This is a genomic window from Streptomyces sp. NPDC058469 (genome assembly GCF_042721125.1).
Lineage (GTDB): Bacteria > Actinomycetota > Actinomycetes > Streptomycetales > Streptomycetaceae > Streptomyces.
This window is the reverse complement of sequence record NZ_JBHXME010000043.1, coordinates 20,112-38,425: the sequence shown is the minus strand read 5'-3', so window position 1 is coordinate 38,425 and position 18,314 is coordinate 20,112. Positions and strand designations below refer to the sequence as shown.

Sequence of the window (18,314 nt, the reverse complement as noted above, 5' to 3'; positions counted from 1 at the left end):
ATCCCCGCTGACGTGTCGGCTGGCCGGGTTCTGCGCGGGATCGAGCTACTGGCCGCCTGTCGTCAAACGAACGAATGACGACAGGCGCGGCGCGCGTCCAATGAACCCGGACTTTTCGGGGTCTGTCGGCGGCGCGGATCCAATCCCATCCGATGGTGATTGCTGACAGGGTTTGACGACAGGCAGGGTCCGATCCTCAGCACGGAAGGGGCCCCTCAGTGGCGAACCTGGTCTACAAGCGGGTCTCGCCGGGCGGGGCCGGCGGCCGACAATCTCCCGTTCGAGTGCATCGGCGTACGCGGACACTGGGGCCGGACAGATGCCGCTCGCCCGCCGCTTCTCGCACTTGTACGAGAGCCCACGGAAGGTCATCGCGCGCTTGCACCCGTCACAGCGCAGCAGGTCCGTGAGGAGGTGAGACTCCTTGCCAGGGCCCGGAGTTCCTTCGCCGGCCAGCGAACGGATCTTGCCCGCCGCCACGCCCTGTGCATGCCGCTGGCCAGCCTCATCCACCAGCCCCGTGCCCAGGCTGACGCGCTCACCTGGCTCATTCCGGTAGGCGACGAGCCGCCGCCCCTCCTTGATCACCTGCCATCCCGCGTACGCAGGGTGCGAGATGGTCCGGCTAATCGCTGCGTGCTGCCACGCGCCCCCAGACGGCCCCGGTATGCCTCGCGCGTTCAGGTCACCGGAGATCGTCCGCGCAGATTCGCCGGCGCTCACCCGCCGGAAGATCTCCTGCACGATTTTGGCTGGGGCAGGATCAGACACGAGCTGACGGCGTTTGCCGATGATCTCGACGCGGTAGCCGTACGGGGGCTGAGCCGTAACCCACTGCCCGTCTTCCCGCTGCTGCTGCTTGGTGTCCCTCGTACGCGCGGAAAGCTGATCGCTGTATTCCTTGGCGTCCATCGCCCGGTTCAAGATCCAGCGCTTGTCTCGCTCGTTCGCGGAGTCAAGGTTGTCGTACTCAAAGATCAGGCGGCCGGGCTCGGTGCCGTCTGCCGGGTCGATCACGTCGAGGACAGCACGGGCACCCTGGCGAGAGAACCGGTCCACCATGTAGCACCACAGCGCCGAGGTCTCACGGTTCCGTAGCGCTGCTAGCGCCTTGTGGAAGTCGGGACGCTTGGCATCCGCCTTGTAGCCGGACGCCAGGTCTACCCACACATGACGGACGGTGTAGCCGTTGCGGTCGGTCCAGCGACGCCCGGAGGCCTCCTGCGTGTCGGTGGACTGCTCTCGGCGGTGATCGTCCTCCCGCAAGTCTTTACTCTTGCGCAGGCAGAGGTCTATGAGAGGCTTGGCGGCCATCGAGGGTGGTGCTCCTTGGTGCTCGGATTGCGCCGCCCCCCTTGCCGTACGCGCCCCCTGCCCTACGTGAAGGGAACCTGGGCGGGTGTCACACCGTCCGGCGACGGCCGCTCCCCCAAACACCCGGACCTGCTGCCCTACGGGGGCCCGGCGGCGTAACTCCCCATGACCACGCGGGTGATCAACATCAGGGGCCACATCCACGAGTACGGCCCCCGCCTGGAACTCGCCCCGGAGGAGATCGTCTACGTAGGCCGCCGCTGGACCCTCGGCGGCTGGGACCTCCCCCGCCACCCGCTCTACAACCCCTTCGCCTACGACACCCCCACGCGCCGCCGGGACGGCACGCGCGCGGAGGTGATGACGAGGTACCGGGCGTATCTTCTGGAGCGGCCTGATCTGCTGGACCTGGTGCCGGCGCTGCGGGGACGGGTACTGGCTTGTTGGTGTGCGCCGCTGGTTTGCCATGCCGGGGTGTTGGCTGAGCTTGCGGATGGTGGGGAGTGCGGGGCGTGAGGTGAGTCCTGTGGGCGGAGATCCCGGCCGCGGCGTGGGTCTCGTAGCCGAGGATGTCGGACCGTGACGTGGGTCTCGTAGCTTCCGCCGAACCGATCTCTGGCGCTGGCCTGCACGAATCGCCAGTAGAATCCGTACACGTGACTTCCGCTCCCGCCAAGCCCCGCATCCCGAACGTCCTCGCCGGACGTTACGCCTCCACCGAGCTCGCCACGCTCTGGTCTCCCGAGCAGAAGGTGAAGCTGGAGCGGCAGCTCTGGCTCGCTGTGCTGCGGGCCCAGAAGGACCTCGGGATCGAGGTGCCGGACGCGGCGATCGCGGACTACGAGCGTGTGCTCGACCAGGTCGACCTGGCCTCGATCGCCGAGCGCGAGAAGGTCACGCGGCACGACGTGAAGGCGCGGATCGAGGAGTTCAACGACCTCGCCGGGCACGAGCAGGTGCACAAGGGCATGACGTCCCGGGACCTGACGGAGAACGTCGAGCAGTTGCAGATCCGGCTCTCGCTGGAGCTGATGCGCGACCGTACGGTGGCCGTTCTGGCGCGTCTCGGCAAGCTGGCCGGTGAGTACGGCGAGCTGGTCATGGCCGGCCGCTCGCACAACGTGGCCGCGCAGGCCACCACCCTCGGCAAGCGCTTCGCGACCGCCGCCGACGAGCTGCTCGTGGCGTACGGCCGGGTCGAGGAGCTGCTCGGCCGCTACCCGCTGCGCGGCATCAAGGGCCCGGTGGGCACCGCGCAGGACATGCTGGACCTGCTCGGCGGCGACGCGGCGAAGCTCGCGGAGCTGGAGCAGCGGATCGCCTCCCACCTCGGCTTCTCGCAGGCGTTCACCTCGGTCGGCCAGGTGTACCCGCGGTCGCTGGACTACGAGGTCGTGACCGCGCTGGTGCAGGTCGCGGCGGCGCCCTCGTCGCTCGCGAAGACGATCCGGCTGATGGCCGGGCACGAGCTGGTCACCGAGGGCTTCAAGCCCGGCCAGGTCGGTTCCTCCGCGATGCCGCACAAGATGAACACCCGCTCCTGCGAGCGCGTCAACGGCCTCATGGTCATCCTGCGCGGCTACGCCTCGATGACGGGCGAGCTGGCGGGCGACCAGTGGAACGAGGGCGATGTGTCCTGCTCGGTGGTGCGCCGGGTGGCTCTCCCCGACGCGTTCTTCGCGCTCGACGGGCTGCTGGAGACGTTCCTCACCGTGCTCGACGAGTTCGGCGCGTTCCCTGCCGTCGTCGCGCGTGAACTGGACCGCTATCTGCCGTTCCTCGCGACGACCAAGGTGCTGATGGCCGCGGTCCGCGCGGGTGTCGGCCGCGAGGTCGCGCACGAGGCCATCAAGGAGAACGCCGTCGCCTCCGCGCTGGCGATGCGTGAGCAGGGCGCCGAGCGGAACGAGCTGCTGGACAAGCTCGCCGCCGACGAGCGCATCCCGCTCGACCGCGCCCAGTTGGACGCGCTGATGGCCGACAAGCTGTCCTTCACGGGCGCCGCGGCCGACCAGGTCGCCGTCGTCGTCGCCCGTGTCGAGGAGCTCGCGAAGCAGCACCCGGAGGCCGCGGGTTACACCCCGGGGGCGATCCTCTGACCCGCTTCACCCAGGCCGAGCTGGAGGCCGCCCGCGACCGTCTCGTACCGGACGTCGTCGCGGACGGCCTCGGCGTGCTGTTCTGCGGCATCAACCGACATCTAAAAATACAGCGCTGACCTGCACAGGAACACGATTCTAAAGATCAACTGGGAAAAGATTGGGAAACGGTGAGCGTTTCCGCGATCCGGAACTCCATTCCCGGTGTCACGTTCGCATACACGCCCTCTACTCCCCCGATCTCGGCGGTGCTGGAACGCCAACTCGGCCGGGATCGGATGCGGTTCGCCCCGAGTGACCGGGGGTTCCTGGCCGCGCTGCTGCACCGGCTCTGCGGGTGCCGATAAATCATCCGCCCAGGTGGTGGCCTTGATCACTGATCTCTGGCCATACCGGCTGCTCGCCCCGCTGTCTTCCCCTGGGCGCGGCGCCGCGGCATCATGATCCGTCGTGCTGCTGCGCCTGGCCTACCTCGCCGTGACCAACACCTTCACGCTCCTGCGACTACTGCCGATGAGCGACCGGGACAAGGACATTGAGATCCTCGCGCTCCGGCACCAGCTGCTGGTCCTGCAGCGTCAGGTCGGCAAGCCCGCGTTCACCGACACCGACCGCGCGCTGCTCGCCGGTCTGCTCCACCACTTCCCGATAGACAAGCTGCGCCAACTCCCGCTGTTGGTACGCCCCGACACGATCTTGCGCTGGCACCGCGACCTGCTCAAACGGCGCCACGCCGCAACGTGCGTTCCAAGGCGTCGAGGGCGCCCGCCCACCATCCGATCGATCCGCATCCTGGTGCTCCGCCTGGCACGCGAGAACACCTCATGGGGGTACCGGCGCATCCACGGTGAGCTCGCGGCGCTCAGCATCAACGTCGCCGCCTCCACCGTCTGGGAGATCCTCAAGGAACACGGCATTCCGTCTGCACCCGAACGCGAGGGCACGACCTGGGCCGATTTCCTGCGCAGCCAGGCCGACGCGCTCCTCGCCTGCGACTTCTTCGAGACCCGCACGCTGGCCGGCGCGCGCCTGTACGTCTTCGTAGTCATCGAGCACTCCACTCGCAGGATCCGGATCCTGGGCGCCACCGCACTCCCCGCCGCGGACTGGGTGGTGCAGCTCGGGCGCAACCTTGCCATGGATCTCCAGGACGCGGGCAGCAATGCGAAGTTCTTGATCCGCGACCGGGATTCGAAGCTCACGAAGGCCTTCGACGCCGTGATGGCCGACGCCGGGCTGGCGGTCGTCCTCAGCGGTGTCCGGATGCCGCGGATGAATTCGATCACGGAGCGGTGGATACAGACCTGTCGGCGCGAGTTGCTGGACCGCACCCTCATCTGGGATCAGCGCCATTTGCTCCATGCTCTGCGCGAGTTCGAGTCGTTCTACAACCGGCATCGCCCCCATCGGGCTCTGGGGCAAGCGGCTCCGCTCCGCCCACTGCCCGAACCGACCATCGAACCGGGACAGATCAAGCACTTGGGGATCCGCCGACGAGATCGACTCGGCGGAACGCTCCACGAATACCAACATGCAGCCTGAGCAGGGCGGATGATTATTCGGCACCCGCACCGCTCCCTCTTCTGCGACCTGCGGCGCGCACCCTGTTCCTGGAGTAGGACGCCGTGGCGCGTGACACCGTCGCCGTAGTGCGCCTCGCGCACGGCCACGAGCGCCATGTCCCCGGACCGCGGCGCTGATCGATGAGCTCGCCGAGCTGGGCGCCTCAGCACGTCGGCCTCCCGGGGAACAGGCCCAGGCCCCTCCACCACCTCGTGGCGGGCCGGATGCCCCTCTCGTACCCGAACTTCGAGGTGCAGGACGCACCGAGTCGGATCCTGCTCGTCCGTATCGGCGAGCCTGGTAGCGCACCGAGCACCAAGTACAGCCAACGATCGTTTCGTCCGAGCTGACGGGAGGGATGCGTCCCGCTCTGGGCACCCGGTCATCGCTGGACAGCCGCCGGGCTGGTGCCTCCTGGACGACTGGAGTCTCAACGTCTCTGCCCAGCAGGGGGAGTTCGTCACCGCCCGCCTGACCCGAGCCCGCGCGTGATCGTCTGCCGGAACCCCAGACCATCAGCCTCGGCTCGTCCGCGACCGACGACCGTCCGGAGCCAGGACCGCCCAGGCGGCGGCCCGTTCGGGCCAAACGTCCACCGTCACCGACTCCGCCGCCACCAGAACGCCACCACGGTGCCCTACTCGGCGAGTGCGCCGGCCGTGGCGGCGACCAGCGTGCGCAGCAACTCGGACCCCAGCCGGGCCCGCTCCCGAAGCAGCAGGTATTTCGCGGGGAACCGCGAAGGTCAGCGGCCGGGCGGTTAACGGAGGGCGCAGTAATCCGCAACGCCCCCGAAACCTCTGCTCGACCAGCGACCTTCACCTCCCGTACGGGTCGTCGTCGGCGATTCGCAGCGAGCCATTGACACGCCCCAGGCCGTGAATCATTCTGGTCATACGATCTGGTCATTTGATCAGGAATCGTCGGCGTACACCGCCGGGGCGGCCCCGACCTGGCAGCGGACCCGGTCACACGGGGGCCGGCTCCCCCAAGTCACACCCATCAGACACACGCCCACCTCAGCGCGAAAAGGGATGATCAGTGATGAGTGCTACCACGACGAATGTCACGCTGCGGTCGGTGCCCAACAGCACCCCCATCGAGGAGATCCTCGCGATCGTGGCCGATGACGGCGGCGTGATCATCAAGGAGTTCCTCACCCCCGCCCAGGTCAGCCGGTTCAACGCCGAGGTCGAACCCGCGATGCAGGCACTGACCCCCGGCACCAAGAACGAGATGGAAGGCATCGCCGACTTCCACGGCACGAACACCAAGCGGCTGACCAACCTCGTCAGCCTGAGCAAGACGTTCCGCGAAGAGATCATCGACCACAAGCTGGTCAAGCCCCTCGCCGACGCCATGTTCAACGAGGAGTCCGGCTCGTACTGGATGACGACCGCCCAGGTCATCGAGATCGGCCCCGGCAACAAGGCGCAGCCGCTCCACCGAGACCTGGAGAACAACTACCCCTTCATCAGCATGGGTCCGGCCGGCCCCATGGTCATGATCAACTTCCTGATCGCACTGACCGACTTCACCGACGAGAACGGCGCCACCCGCGTCATCCCGGGCAGCAACCACTGGCCCGACTACGAGGACCGCGGCACCCCTGAGATGACCATCCCCGCCGAAATGCAGGCCGGTGACGTCCTGTTCATCAACGGCAAGGTCTCGCACGGCGGCGGACCCAACCGTACGACGGACTTTTACCGGCGTGGTGTGGCCTTCGCCCTTCAGCCTGGCTTCCTCACCCCCGAGGAGGCGTACCCCTTCATCGTCGACCAGGAGCTCGCCCGTTCGCTGCCCGAGCACGTGCAGCGCCTCATCGGCTTCCGCTCCCAGTACCCCACCGGCTCCCCCGGCCTCTGGCAGGTCGACTACACCGAGCTCGCCGACTACCTCGAGCTCTGACTCCCCCATCGGCAACAGGAACCAGAGATCAAGACGATTGGAGAGTCGGCCGTGACCGACCCTGCTGTATCGGTGGTACTTGAGGACGACCCGACCCCGCTCGTGCTGTCGGTGGGCCGCACGCTTCGGGCCGCCGCGCGTGACCCGGAGTCGTTGAGTGTCATGGCCTCCCTCCGGAAGACGGTGGTCGTCAAGTCGAAGGACGACCCCCAGGCAGTCACGATCCGGTTCACGGAGGACCGGGTGCGGGTCGATCACGGCATCCCCTCCGACGCGCACGTCGCCCTCACCGTGGACCTGGCCAACCGCTTCGCCGTCCAGTCGGTCGACGGAGACGAGCCGGACGCGCCACTCGTGACCGCGGTACTGCGGCTCCTTGAACCCGACCTCCCGCACTGGAGGGACGCTGCCTCGCGCTTCTGGGCGATGACCTCCCAGGATCCTGGGATGCCCCGGGAGCTCGTCGTTGTGTGCGAGGAGGAAGAGCTTGTCCTCGGTGCGGGCCGGCCGCGCTACGTCATCAGCGGCGAGGCCGAGAAGCTCACCCGGGTGCTGACGGGGGCCGACGTGTTCCTCGACGAGGTCTACACCGGCTCCCTCGCTGTCCGGGGAACCATGACCCAGCTCTCCGTCATGGCGGGCGCATCGTTGAAGGTGAGGTTCCATGGCTGAGGACATCGACGCCTGGCTCGAAGAACACCGCATCGAGTCGATCCGTATCGAGGGCACCAACCTCGAAGGCGCGTTCATCGGCAAGAACGTCTCGCCGCGGAAGTTCAGGTCCGGGCTCAGGTCCGGCTTCGCCTTCGCCGACGTGGCGTTCGGTCTCGATCTGGGGAACGCACCGCAGTTCGGGTTCGCCATGCCCTCGTGGCGGGGCGACCTCGCCGACATCTTCCTGCACGTCGACCTGTCGACTCTCGTCAAGTGGGCGCCGGGGCGGGCGTCGGTCATAGGCGGATTCTGGGACCCGGAAGGCAATCCGGTCTCGGCGTGTCCCCGCAACGCGCTGCAGCGGATGACCGACCGGCTCGCCGAACGGGGGTACGAGGCGAAGGTCGCCGTGGAGATCGAGGCAACCGTCTTCGAGGAGTCGATCCAGGAGGCCCGGAGCAAGGGTCATCGCGGGCTCACCCCGCTGGGCGGCAGCGCTGGGTCGGCCTACCACCTCGCCAAGTCCAAGGACTGGGAGGACTACATGCTGGCGGTGGCCCGCCGGCTGGAGGAACTGGGCATTCCCTGGGAAGCATGGGGTGACGAGGCCGCCTCGGGACAGATCGAGTTCAACGTCGCCCCGGCCGATCCGGTCACTGCGGCGGACTATTGGGCCCGTACCCGCCAGGTCATGCGCGAGGTCGCCTTCGAGCAGAACCGATGTGTGACGTTCATGGCCAAGTGGTGCGACGAGTACGGGCAGGCCTCGCACATCAACGTCTCGCTGGAGCGGGACGGCGAGAACGTCTTCTACGCCGAGGCAGGCCTCTCGGACGTGATGAGCCACTTCCTGGGCGGCGTCATGGCCACCCTGGCTCCGGCGACCTCGTTCGCGCTTCCCGCGATCACGTCGTACCGCCGCCTCCAGGAGCTGGAAGGGCCGCCGACGACGATCGCCTGGGGCGTGGCCAACAAGACCACGGCCGTACGTGCGGTCGTCGGTCACCCGAAGTACTCGCGCCTGGAGTACCGGACCCCGGGCGCCGACGCGAACATCTATCTGGTGCTGGCCGCGGTACTGGCCGGCGGAGTGGCCGGCCTCGACGGCAAGATCGATCCGCCCGAGCCGTTCGACGACATGGCCTGGTCCCTCCCGCCGGGGATGCCGAAGATCCCGAACACGATCAGCAAGGCCGCCGACGCCCTGCGGGCCGACACCCTCCTGACCGATGTCCTGGGGCAGGAACTGGTGGACTACTGGCTCGGCACCAGGCAGTGGGAATGGCTGCAGTTCCACACCACCGGCGGTGACCCCGACGCGGGTCTCACCGAGTGGGAGTCCAACCGCTACTTCGAGCTGCCGTGATGGGCGCGACGATCGAGGCGGCGGTCCTCAACACGGCACCCGGCGCGCTGGAGATCGAGAAGCTCCAGCTGGATTGCCCCGGACCGGATGAGGTGCTGGTCCGGGTCGTCAACGCCGGTCTGTGCCACTCGGATCTGCACGAGATCGACGGCACCTTCGACACCGAGCCGCCGATCCTCCTCGGCCACGAGGCCTCCGGGATCGTGGAGGCCACCGGCTCCAACGTCATCGGGCTGCGCACGGGCGACCACGTCGTGACCTGCCTGTCCGTGTTCTGCGGACGATGCCGGTACTGCACCAACGGCCAGTTGACGCTGTGCGAGAACCGCAACGGGCTGTCGCACGACCGTCCCCGGCCCCGGCTCCTCAACGCCGCGGGGCGCCCGGTGCGCCCGACGGCCGGTATCGGGGCCTTCGCCCAGGCCATGGTCGTCCACCAGAACGCGCTGGTGGCCATCCCCCGGGACATGCCCCTGGCCACCGCGAGCATCCTGGGCTGCGCGGTGACGACCGGCCTCGGCGCGGTCTTCCGCAGTGCACGCGTCCAGCCCGGAGCCAGCGTCGTGGTCATCGGCACCGGGGGCATCGGCATGGCGGCGATCCAGGGAGCCCGGATCGCGGGCGCCGCTCAGGTGATCGCCGTGGACATCGTCCCGGAGAAGTTGAAGGCCGCGGTCCGGTTCGGCGCGACGCACACCGTGAACGGCCGAGAAGTTGATCCGGTCGAGGCGGTGCGTGAACTCACCCGCGGCGGTGCCGACTTCAGCTTCGAAGCCGTCGGAAACAGTGTCACGGCCGGGCAGGCGTTCTCGATGCTCGGGCCCGGCGGCCTCGCCACGGTCGTGGGCATGGTGCCGGACACCGTACCGATCGCCATCAAGGGGTCGGAGCTGTATCTGCAGGAGAAGCGGCTTCAGGGCTCCTTCATGGGATCCAACCAGTTCAAGGTGGACGTGCCCCGGTATGTCGACCTCTATCTGCAGGGGCGTCTGCTGCTCGACGAGATGGTCTCCGAGCGCGTCACCCTGCGCGACATCAACAGCGGCTTCGCGTCGCTGAGTTCGGGCAGCGCGACCCGCGTGGTCGCCGACATCGGGGAGATCTGATGCGACCGCTGGTGGGAATCACCGGACGCCGGCTGAGCGCGAGTCTGACCCAGGGCATGGACAAGAGATTCGCCGGGCGTCATGTCGACTCCTTCTTCTCCGACTACGCGCGCTGCGTCGCCGACGCCGGCGGCATTCCCGTGCACCTGCCCTTCGAGGCCGGGACCGCGGAGGCCGTGGAACGTCTGGACGGCCTGATCATCACGGGTGGCCAGGACGTCCACCCCGGACGATGGGGCGGGGACGAGAGCGCGCTGCCGGCCGACGCCGACCCGCGGTGCAGCACCATGGCCCACGACGTCGAGCGCGACGCCTACGAGGCGGCGCTGATCCACGCCGCGGTCGACCGCGGCGTGCCGGTGCTCGGGGTCTGCCGGGGGCACCAGTTGCTCAATGTGGCGCTCGGCGGCCGGCTCGTACCCGACCTCCCGGCGAGCGAGGTGGAGCACTACTCGCTGAACGAGGCCCTGACCGACGGTGATCCCGACCACGTGGTGACGTTCACGCCCGGCTCGCTGGCCGCGTCGGTGTACGGCGCGAACAGGCAGGTCAACTCCTGGCACCACCAGGCCGTGAACGTCCTCGGTGGCGGGCTCGTCGTCTCCGGGCGGGCCGCCGACGGTGTCGTGGAATCGATCGAACTGCCGGACCGGCCCGTCCTGGGCATCCAGTGGCATCCCGAATGGCAGGCGACCACCGACCCCGCCTTCGCCTGGCTGACAGCCGCCGCGTCCGGCACACACCGACCCGCCGGTCCGTCCGCGGCTCGTTGAGAGGAAAGCAATACCCATGAGCAGCACACGCAAGCCCGCACCCACGACGAAGGACGAATGGCTCGACCTGCTCCGGTCCATATCCATACCGCAGGGAATGTGGGTGGACGGCGACTGGGCGGGCGCCCGCACCGGGGCGACCTCTCCCCTGGTGTCACCGCGTGACGGCCAGGTCGTCGCACACCTCCCCGCCGCCGACGAAGCCGACATCGACGCCATCGTCAAGAGCGCGCACCACACCTTTCGCAGCGGACGCTGGTCGCGGCTCCAACCGCGCGAACGGGGCGAGGTACTGATCCGCTGGGCCGACCTCCTGGAGGAGCACCGCGACGAGTTGGCGCTCCTGGTCGCACTGGAGATGGGCAAGCCCATTACCGACGCCTGGGCCGTCGAGATGCGGACCGTCATCGGCCTCATCCGCTGGTACGGGGAACTCGCCGACAAGATCATGGACGAATCCCCTCGCGGCCGGGAGAACGCCCTGGCCTTGGTGACCCGCGAGCCCCTCGGGGTGATCGCGGCCATCACACCGTGGAACTTCCCCATGACCCTGTCGACGTTCAAGGTGCCCGCCGCCCTGATCGCCGGGAACAGCGTCGCCCTGAAGCCCGCCAGCCAGTCGCCCCTGTCGATGCTGCGCGCGGCCCAACTGGCCCACCAGGCAGGCCTGCCCGCCGGAGTGCTCCAGGTGGTCACCGGCAGCGGACCGATCACCGGCGCAGCTCTCGGCCGCCACCCCGACGTCGCCACACTGACGTTCACCGGATCCACCGACGTGGGCAAGCAACTCCTCACCTATGCGGGCGAGTCCAATGCCAAGCCGGTCTGGCTGGAGCTCGGCGGCAAGTCCCCGAACATCATCTTCCCCGACGCACCCGACATGGCCGAGGCGATCAGGACCGCCGCCTGGGCGATCGCGTTCAACTCGGGTCAGATGTGCACGGCGGGGTCCCGGCTGATCGTGCACGATGACATCCACGACGAGGTCGTCGCCGGTGTCGTCGAGCACCTGTCGGCCCTGCGCATCGGTGACCCGCTGGACCCGGCCACGCAGTTCGGACCGCTGGCCGGCAGGCGCCACCGTGACGACGTACTGGCCGAGATCACCAAGGGAACGGAGACCTCCGCCAAGCTCGTCCTGGGCTCCGACCAGCCGCTCGACCGACCTGGGTGGTACATCGAACCGGCGGTCTTCGTGAACGTCCGGCCCGACGACCGGCTCGCCCAGCACGAGATCTTCGGGCCGGTGCTCTCCGTCCTCACCTTCTCCGACGAGGACGAGGCCGTCCGCATCGCCAACAACTCCGACTACGGCCTGGGTTCGTCGGTATGGACCGGCGACCTGGGCCGCGCCCACCGGATGTCCAGGGCCATCGAGGCCGGCCTGGTGTGGGTCAACTGCTTCGAGGAGGGCGACTACTCGGTTCCCTTCGGCGGGCGCAAGCTGTCCGGCCACGGCGCGGACAAGAGCATCCACGGGCTGGAGAAGTTCACGGCTCTCAAGACGACTTGGATCGCGCTGTGAGGGCGTGTCCCGGCAGTGAGGAATTTCCGACATGACGCGCGTCAGTGTTCTCGGCATGGGCCTCATGGGGTCCGCGGTGGCGAAGGCCTTCATCGATGCCGGACATGAAGTGGCCGTATGGAATCGCACTCCGGCCAAGTGCGTGGCACTCGCGAACTACGGTGCCCGGACCGTATGGACGCCGAGTGAGGCCGTTGCCTGGGGAGAAGTGACGGTCGCCGTGCTGTCCGACTACCGGGCGGTCGGGGAAGTCGTCACGTCGATGGCCCCGGGGTGCGCAGCCTCCGGGTCGGTGTTCCTCAACCTCACCACCGGGGACGCATCCGCCGCTACGGACATGGAGAAGACCTTCGCGTCGACGGCCATGACCTACCTGGACGGAGCGGTTCTGGCGTACCCCAAGGACGTCGGCGGTACGGCGGACATCCTGGTCTCCGGCCCCGAGGCCACCTGGCACACCTGCCAGGACGTGCTCTCCGCGCTGGGTTCAGGAACGGTCCACACCTCGGAGGCCATCCACGAGGCGAATGTCATCGACACCGCCGCCACGGGCGGGTTCCTCTGCACCGCCCTCGGTGCCTTCTACGAGGCGAGCGCCTACGCCTCCCACCACGGGGTTCCGGCGGACCGGCTCGCCGTCCACGCCCTGCGGTTCCTCGATCTGCTCCGCACGGAGATCCCGGAGGGCGCGCGGCAGATCACCTCCGGTGAGTACGAGACCGATCAGGCCACCATCGACACCTACGAAGCCGCGGTGGACCTGATCACCGACACCATCCGTGCCATCGGCCAGCCCGCGCACATCAGCGCCGGATTCCTGGCGAACCTCAGGGCGGCGCAGGCCGCCGGGCTCGGTGACAAGTCACTGGCCGCCACCCACGAGGTCCTGGGGAGGTCCGCATGACGCTTGTGACGCGTGAGATTCATCTGGCCTCCCGCCCGGCCGGCTGGCCGGCCCACGACGATTTCCGGCTGGTCGAGACCGAGATCGGCGAGCCGGGCCCGGGGCAGGTCCTCGTCCGCAACACGGTCATGTCGGTGGACCCGTACATGCGGGGCCGGATGAACGACGGCAAGTCCTACATCCCACCCTTCGCGGTCGGCGCGCCACTCGAAGGCGGGGCCGTCGGCGAGGTGATCAAGTCCTGTGACGACTCGTTCACAGTGGGCGACACAGTCGTCCACGACCACGGCTGGCGCGAGCACGCCGTGGTCGACGCCGCCCGCGCCAAGGTGATCGACACCGGCCGCGCCCCGGCGTCGGCGTACCTCGGTGTGCTGGGCATGACCGGCCTCACCGCCTATACGGGCCTGGTACGCAGCGCCGAACTGGAGCCCGGCGACATCGTCTTCGTCTCCGGAGCCGCGGGTGCCGTGGGCAGCGCCGTCGGCCAGATCGCCCAGAACCTCGGCGCCGCCAAGGTGATCGGCTCGGCGGGCTCACCGGAGAAGGTCCGCTACCTCCTCGACGAACTCGGCTTCGACGCCGCCTTCGACTACCGCGACGGACCGGTCGCCGAGCAGCTCGCCAAGCACGCCCCGGACGGCATCGACGTCTACTTCGACAACGTCGGCGGCGAGCACCTCGAAGGCGCGCTCACCCACATGCGGGACTTCGGCCGGCTCGCGTTGTGCGGCTCCATCGCGTCGTACAACGACGACAGCGCGATCCACGGGCCCCGCAATCTGGGGCTCGCCATCGTGCGGCGGCTGAAGCTCCAGGGATTCATCGTGTACGACAACGACGACCTCGCCGAGGAATACCAGGCACTGGCCGCCGAATGGCTGGCGAACGGCCGGCTGACCTATCACGAGACCTACGTGGACGGCCTCGACCACGCGGTGGACGCACTACTCGACGTCTTCCGCGGCGCCAACCTCGGAAAGATGCTCGTGCGCCTGGCGCCCTGAATCACGCTCTTCCTCCACCCCAAATCGCAGGCATTCCAAAGGAGTTCGGCATGCGGAGAATTCGAGCAGTCGTGTACGGTGCCGGCGCCATGGGTGCCGTGGCCACCAGGCTCATGACCGAAAAGGGCGTCGAGATCGTGGGCGCCATCGCACGAAATCCCAGTAAGGTCGGCCGCGACCTCGGGGAGTTCGCCGGAATCGGACGGCTCAATGTTCCGATCGAGGCGGATGCCGAGCAGGTACTGGCCACCCGCAGGCCGGATGTCGTCCTGCATGCGACGCAGAGCTTCCTGCCGGAGATCAAGGACCAGTTGGCGTTGTGCGTCCGCAGTGGCGCGAATGTGGTGACGATCTCCGAGGAATCCCTCTACCCCTGGTCCTCCTCGCCCGGCATCGCCGCCGAGCTGGACGCGCTGGCGAAGAAGAACGGCGTGACGATCACCGGCTCCGGCCATCAGGACTCCTTCTGGCTCCACCAGGTCAGCGCACTGCTGGGCACCGCGCACCGCATCGACTCCGTCTACGGCAAGGCGACGTGGAACGCCGATGAATACGGCGCGGAAATCATCCAGAGCAAGCACGTAGGCGAGACCCTGGAGCAGTTCCAGGAGTCCATTCACTCCGAGCACCGCCCGCCGACCTTCGGCGGCAATCTGCTCTCGGCGCTGGCTCAGGCCACCGGCCTGACCCCGAAGGAATGGAAGACCGAGGTGAGCCCGGTCGTCGCGGACGAGGACCGGTACTCGAACAGCATCGGCGTCACCCTCTCCAAGGGAACGGTGATCGGCTACTCGGATATCGACGTGATGAGCACTGTGGAAGGGCCCACCTTCACTTTCGAGATGTCGGGCTACGTCTTCCGGGAAGGCGAGAGCGACATGAACAAGTGGGTCGTCAAGGGCGAGCCCGACCTGTACCTCGACAACGGGAACGTCCCCAGTTACACAACCACCTGTACGCAGTGGGTGAACCGGATCCCGGACGTCATCAACGCTCCCGCCGGCTTCGTGACCCCCGACCAGCTGCCCCCGCTCCGCTACCGGGCCCTGCCGATGCACCACTACGTCACCCCCGGCACCCTCGCCTGACCCGCAAGCGGCTTGGACCGTTCCGACACGAACTCACCCATGAGGAGACAGACATGACGCGCACCATCGCCGTGGTCGGGCTGGGGCAGATGGGCCGCAGCGCCCTGGGCATCCTGCTCGACCAGCTGCCCGACGCAAGGTTCGTCGCGCTGGACCGGTCGGAGGAGGCGGTGAAGCACGCGGAGTCGCTGGCCCCGGAACGAGTGACCGGGCGACTCGCCGATGTGTCGAAGGGCGAGGTGGACCTGACGGACGTCGACGCCGTCGTCAACCTCACGGGCCCCTTCTTCGCCGGCTCCGACGCCGTCGCGCGCGCCGCCCTGGCCGCGGGAGCCGCGTACGTCGACATCTGCGACGACGTCGAAGGGACCGAGGCCATTCTGGCCCTGGACGCCGAGGCGAAGAAGGCGGACGTCCCTCTCATCACCGGGGCCGGCCTGTCTCCCGGCGTCTCCAACTGGATGGCCAGCCGTCTGTTGGACGCCCACCCCACCGCCGACGGCGTCCAGGTCGTCTGGCTCGTCCACGAGAGCGATCCCGGCGGTCTGGCCCCGCTGCGGCACATGCTGCACATGGCCGTGAGCACCTGTCCGGTCTGGCGGGACGGGAAGTGGGAGCAGTCGCCCGGGTTCGTGCCTTCGACCGCCGCGTCCTACGGATTCCCCGAGCCGCACGGCGTGATCGAGGCCTACGACACCGCGCACCCCGAACCGGTCACGCTGTCGCGGCACTACCCGCAGCTGACGTACGCGAGCTGCAAGGGCACGCTGCGGCCCGACTGGGCCAATGGCGCCTTCTCCACGCTCGGCCGGATCGGCTTCGGTTACACCGATGTGCGGGTCGACGTCGACGGCGCGCAGGTGGAGCCCGCCGAGTTTCTGTGGAACCTGATGTGGGCCCGCTACAACCGCAAGCCCGCGAAGCAGCCGAGCGCCTCGTCGGCGGTCCTCGTCCAGGCTCTGGCCGGCCAGGAGGTCCTCGACTCCCTCGTGATCACCGACGACGCCCCGATGTCGCGGACCACCGGCCTGGGCGCCGCGGTGGCGGCGGTCGTACTCATGGACCACGGTGCCCGGGCAGGCGCTTGGGGACCCGAGGAACTCCGCTGGGACGTGGCGCTCCCGCTGTACGAAGAGATCCTTGTGTCGCTGGCCGGCGAGGGCGCGCGCATCACGCGCATGCAGCCCAGGCCCGCGGCCTAGTTCAGAGGGTGCCGCCATCCATGCCATCCATCCAGACAGAGATTCGGAGCGAGCCGGTGCGGACCCTGCCCGCGGCCCTGCGAAGCTGGGCGCGCGAGACCCCGGGCAGCGTGGCCCTGCGTCACGGTGCCGAGCTGCTCACCTACGCCGAACTGGACGCGAGCGTCGACCGCGTCACCTTGGCCCTCGCGGCGCGCGGCGTGGGCAAGGGCGACCGGGTTGTCCTCATCGGCTTGAACAGCGTGGCCTGGGCCGTGGTGTACCTCGCGTGCCTGCGCCTGGGTGTCGTGGTGGCCCCGGCCAACAACCGTCTCAATCCTGAGCAGTTGAGCGACCAGTGCGATCTGATCGAGGCGAAGGCCGTCCTGTACGACCCCGCCCACGCGGACCTGGCACGGGGCAGTGCGCGGTCGGGCCGCGAAGTGATCGAACTCGGCGACCTGCTCCGGTGGTCCCGGGAGAGCGGACTCCTTCCCGGCCCCGCCGACCCTCCCGTCGCCTCCGAGGACCTCGCCCTCATCAGCTTCACCTCAGGCACCACGGGCGTCCCTAAGGGTGCCATGATCAGCCACGAGGCCCTGTACAAGGGAGCCCTCGCGGTCGCCGAGTTCCATGGGAGCACCCGGGACGACAGCACGCTGGTCCTCGTACCGATATTCCACAACACTGGATTCAACGACCAGTTCGGCCACATGCTCGTTGCGGGCGGCTGCACCCACCTGCTGACGAAGTACCGTACGGCCGACGCGATCGCCGAACTGCGGGAGCGACCGGTCACCTTCCTCGCCGCGGTCCCGAGCATTCTGCGGCTGCTCATGATGTCCGACGAGGCCGAGCACATCTACGGCCCCGCCTCGAAGCTGTTCTTCGGCGGCAGCCCGATGCCCGCGGCATGGATCGACGAACTCCTCGACCGCTGGCCGCACTTGCGTCTGACCCACGCCTATGGGCTGAGTGAGTTCACCTCGATCGTCAGTTTCCTGCCCCATGAACTGGTGGCGGCCAAGGGCGAGTCGGTGGGGGTGCCGGCGCCGCGCGTACAGCTCAAGGTCGTGGACGACGAGGGGCGCGCTCAGGCACCGGGCCGGACCGGCGAGGTGTGGGTGGCCGGCCCCACCCGGATGACCGGCTACTGGCGCCAGCCCGAGCTGACCGAGCAGAAGTTCCGCGGACAGTGGCTCCGGACGGGAGACCTCGGCTACCTCGACGACGAGGGCCTCCTCTGGCTCACTGGACGGATCGACGACGTCATCAACCGCGGTGGGGAGAAGATCCTGCCGTCCTTCGTCGAGTCGTGCATCGCACAGCGCCCCGATGTCGGTCAGGTCGTCGTGTTCGGCATCGAGGACCCGGTCCTCCAGCAGCGGGTTGCCGCAGCCGTCGAGCCCCGCCCGGGCACCGGGTTCGACGAGCGCGCCGCCCGTGACCACCTCGCGGAGCGCCTGCCCGACTACGCGGTCCCCGAGCGGTGGGTGATCTACGCCAAGCTGCCCCTGACCGCCTCGGGAAAAGTCGACCGCCGCGAGGTCGCGCGACGGTTCCCCCTGGATGCCGCCTCGGGGGCGCCCGACGTGCGGTGAGCGCGCGAAGATACGACATTTTGTCTCCTCAACCGGCTACTGCCACACCAGTTGACGACCGCTGGCTGATCAACATGCCGGGGGCGATGAATCGAATGGCACGCTGATCGGCCGGGCGACGGCAGGCGGTTCAAAGGGTCGGACACGCAGAAGACGTACGCGTACACGCTGGTTGATGGAGCCGAAGGACCAGCGGGCCCACCGCAAACGACGTGACGGCAG

At 68.3% G+C, this 18,314-nt stretch carries 15 protein-coding genes and 1 pseudogene; 15 read left to right on the top strand and 1 reads right to left on the bottom strand.

From position 1 onward, the window contains the following. Window positions 1-45: 45 nt before the first annotated feature. Entirely contained in the window at window positions 46-1,314 is a 1,269-nt protein-coding gene (locus tag ACFWP5_RS20155; RefSeq protein WP_384157963.1) for a recombinase family protein, read from the bottom strand. 165 nt (window positions 1,315-1,479) lie between these two features. On the opposite strand from ACFWP5_RS20155, the gene ACFWP5_RS20150 reads away from it, so the two are divergent. The 15 genes and pseudogenes from ACFWP5_RS20150 to ACFWP5_RS20080 all read left to right on the top strand — a co-directional run bounded on the left by ACFWP5_RS20150 (window position 1,480) and on the right by ACFWP5_RS20080 (window position 18,092). Further along, window positions 1,480-1,830 (top strand): DUF4326 domain-containing protein, encoded by a 351-nt coding sequence (locus ACFWP5_RS20150; RefSeq protein ID WP_384157960.1) that lies wholly within the window; start codon window positions 1,480-1,482, stop codon window positions 1,828-1,830. Window positions 1,831-1,970: 140 nt separating this feature from the next. Continuing rightward, window positions 1,971-3,413: an adenylosuccinate lyase gene (gene purB, locus ACFWP5_RS20145; RefSeq protein WP_033283481.1), complete on the top strand. Its 1,443-nt coding sequence runs from the start codon at window positions 1,971-1,973 to the stop codon at window positions 3,411-3,413. Next, window positions 3,410-3,508 (top strand): annotated as a pseudogene (locus ACFWP5_RS20140) (mismatch-specific DNA-glycosylase); the annotation flags it as partial. The gene purB and the pseudogene ACFWP5_RS20140, both read left to right, overlap by 4 nt. 355 nt (window positions 3,509-3,863) lie before the next feature. Beyond that, window positions 3,864-4,955: an integrase core domain-containing protein gene (locus ACFWP5_RS20135; RefSeq protein ID WP_384157957.1), complete on the top strand. Its 1,092-nt coding sequence runs from the start codon at window positions 3,864-3,866 to the stop codon at window positions 4,953-4,955. Window positions 4,956-6,020: 1,065 nt separating this feature from the next. Further along, the gene (locus ACFWP5_RS20130; RefSeq protein ID WP_384157954.1) at window positions 6,021-6,887 is read left to right on the top strand and encodes a phytanoyl-CoA dioxygenase family protein; all 867 of its coding nucleotides are present in this window, start codon (window positions 6,021-6,023) and stop codon (window positions 6,885-6,887) included. Window positions 6,888-6,938: 51 nt separating this feature from the next. Continuing rightward, window positions 6,939-7,559 (top strand): hypothetical protein, encoded by a 621-nt coding sequence (locus ACFWP5_RS20125; protein ID WP_384157951.1) that lies wholly within the window; start codon window positions 6,939-6,941, stop codon window positions 7,557-7,559. After that, on the top strand, window positions 7,552-8,907 hold the full coding sequence (locus ACFWP5_RS20120) for a glutamine synthetase family protein (protein ID WP_384157948.1): 1,356 nt from the start codon (window positions 7,552-7,554) through the stop codon (window positions 8,905-8,907). The genes ACFWP5_RS20125 and ACFWP5_RS20120 overlap by 8 nt, the downstream gene beginning before the upstream one ends. Beyond that, the gene (locus tag ACFWP5_RS20115; protein WP_384157945.1) at window positions 8,907-10,013 is read left to right on the top strand and encodes a Zn-dependent alcohol dehydrogenase; all 1,107 of its coding nucleotides are present in this window, start codon (window positions 8,907-8,909) and stop codon (window positions 10,011-10,013) included. The genes ACFWP5_RS20120 and ACFWP5_RS20115 overlap by 1 nt, the downstream gene beginning before the upstream one ends. Continuing rightward, a complete protein-coding gene (locus ACFWP5_RS20110; protein ID WP_384157942.1) occupies window positions 10,013-10,786 on the top strand; it encodes a gamma-glutamyl-gamma-aminobutyrate hydrolase family protein in 774 nt (257 codons plus the stop codon). Before ACFWP5_RS20115 ends, ACFWP5_RS20110 begins: the two co-directional genes overlap by 1 nt. Window positions 10,787-10,802: 16 nt before the next feature. Further along, window positions 10,803-12,311 carry an aldehyde dehydrogenase family protein gene (locus tag ACFWP5_RS20105; protein ID WP_384157939.1) on the top strand — a complete coding sequence of 503 codons (1,509 nt, stop codon included), beginning with the start codon at window positions 10,803-10,805 and terminating at the stop codon, window positions 12,309-12,311. Window positions 12,312-12,342: 31 nt separating this feature from the next. After that, window positions 12,343-13,215, top strand: a complete 873-nt coding sequence (locus tag ACFWP5_RS20100; protein WP_384157936.1) for an NAD(P)-dependent oxidoreductase — start codon at window positions 12,343-12,345, stop codon at window positions 13,213-13,215. After that, window positions 13,212-14,222 carry an NADP-dependent oxidoreductase gene (locus ACFWP5_RS20095; protein WP_384157933.1) on the top strand — a complete coding sequence of 337 codons (1,011 nt, stop codon included), beginning with the start codon at window positions 13,212-13,214 and terminating at the stop codon, window positions 14,220-14,222. Before ACFWP5_RS20100 ends, ACFWP5_RS20095 begins: the two co-directional genes overlap by 4 nt. 50 nt (window positions 14,223-14,272) lie before the next feature. Continuing rightward, the gene (locus ACFWP5_RS20090) at window positions 14,273-15,310 is read left to right on the top strand and encodes a dihydrodipicolinate reductase (RefSeq protein ID WP_384157930.1); all 1,038 of its coding nucleotides are present in this window, start codon (window positions 14,273-14,275) and stop codon (window positions 15,308-15,310) included. A 53-nt stretch (window positions 15,311-15,363) separates the two neighbouring features. Continuing rightward, window positions 15,364-16,512, top strand: coding sequence for a saccharopine dehydrogenase family protein (locus ACFWP5_RS20085; protein ID WP_384157927.1), 1,149 nt, complete (start codon window positions 15,364-15,366; stop codon window positions 16,510-16,512). Between the two features lie 20 nt (window positions 16,513-16,532). Beyond that, a complete protein-coding gene (locus ACFWP5_RS20080) occupies window positions 16,533-18,092 on the top strand; it encodes a class I adenylate-forming enzyme family protein (protein ID WP_384157924.1) in 1,560 nt (519 codons plus the stop codon). Window positions 18,093-18,314: the final 222 nt, after the last annotated feature.

What these genes read in the sequence shown, in the direction of transcription:
- ACFWP5_RS20155 (WP_384157963.1), bottom strand. Translation starts at nt 1,314, where the DNA reads ATGGCCGCCAAGCCTCTCATAGACCTCTGCCTGCGCAAGAGTAAAGAC.
- ACFWP5_RS20150 (WP_384157960.1), top strand. Translation starts at nt 1,480, where the DNA reads ATGACCACGCGGGTGATCAACATCAGGGGCCACATCCACGAGTACGGC.
- ACFWP5_RS20130 (WP_384157954.1), top strand. Translation starts at nt 6,021, where the DNA reads ATGAGTGCTACCACGACGAATGTCACGCTGCGGTCGGTGCCCAACAGC.
- ACFWP5_RS20120 (WP_384157948.1), top strand. Translation starts at nt 7,552, where the DNA reads ATGGCTGAGGACATCGACGCCTGGCTCGAAGAACACCGCATCGAGTCG.
- ACFWP5_RS20115 (WP_384157945.1), top strand. Translation starts at nt 8,907, where the DNA reads ATGGGCGCGACGATCGAGGCGGCGGTCCTCAACACGGCACCCGGCGCG.
- ACFWP5_RS20110 (WP_384157942.1), top strand. Translation starts at nt 10,013, where the DNA reads ATGCGACCGCTGGTGGGAATCACCGGACGCCGGCTGAGCGCGAGTCTG.
- ACFWP5_RS20105 (WP_384157939.1), top strand. Translation starts at nt 10,803, where the DNA reads ATGAGCAGCACACGCAAGCCCGCACCCACGACGAAGGACGAATGGCTC.
- ACFWP5_RS20100 (WP_384157936.1), top strand. Translation starts at nt 12,343, where the DNA reads ATGACGCGCGTCAGTGTTCTCGGCATGGGCCTCATGGGGTCCGCGGTG.
- ACFWP5_RS20095 (WP_384157933.1), top strand. Translation starts at nt 13,212, where the DNA reads ATGACGCTTGTGACGCGTGAGATTCATCTGGCCTCCCGCCCGGCCGGC.
- ACFWP5_RS20090 (WP_384157930.1), top strand. Translation starts at nt 14,273, where the DNA reads ATGCGGAGAATTCGAGCAGTCGTGTACGGTGCCGGCGCCATGGGTGCC.
- ACFWP5_RS20085 (WP_384157927.1), top strand. Translation starts at nt 15,364, where the DNA reads ATGACGCGCACCATCGCCGTGGTCGGGCTGGGGCAGATGGGCCGCAGC.
- ACFWP5_RS20080 (WP_384157924.1), top strand. Translation starts at nt 16,533, where the DNA reads ATGCCATCCATCCAGACAGAGATTCGGAGCGAGCCGGTGCGGACCCTG.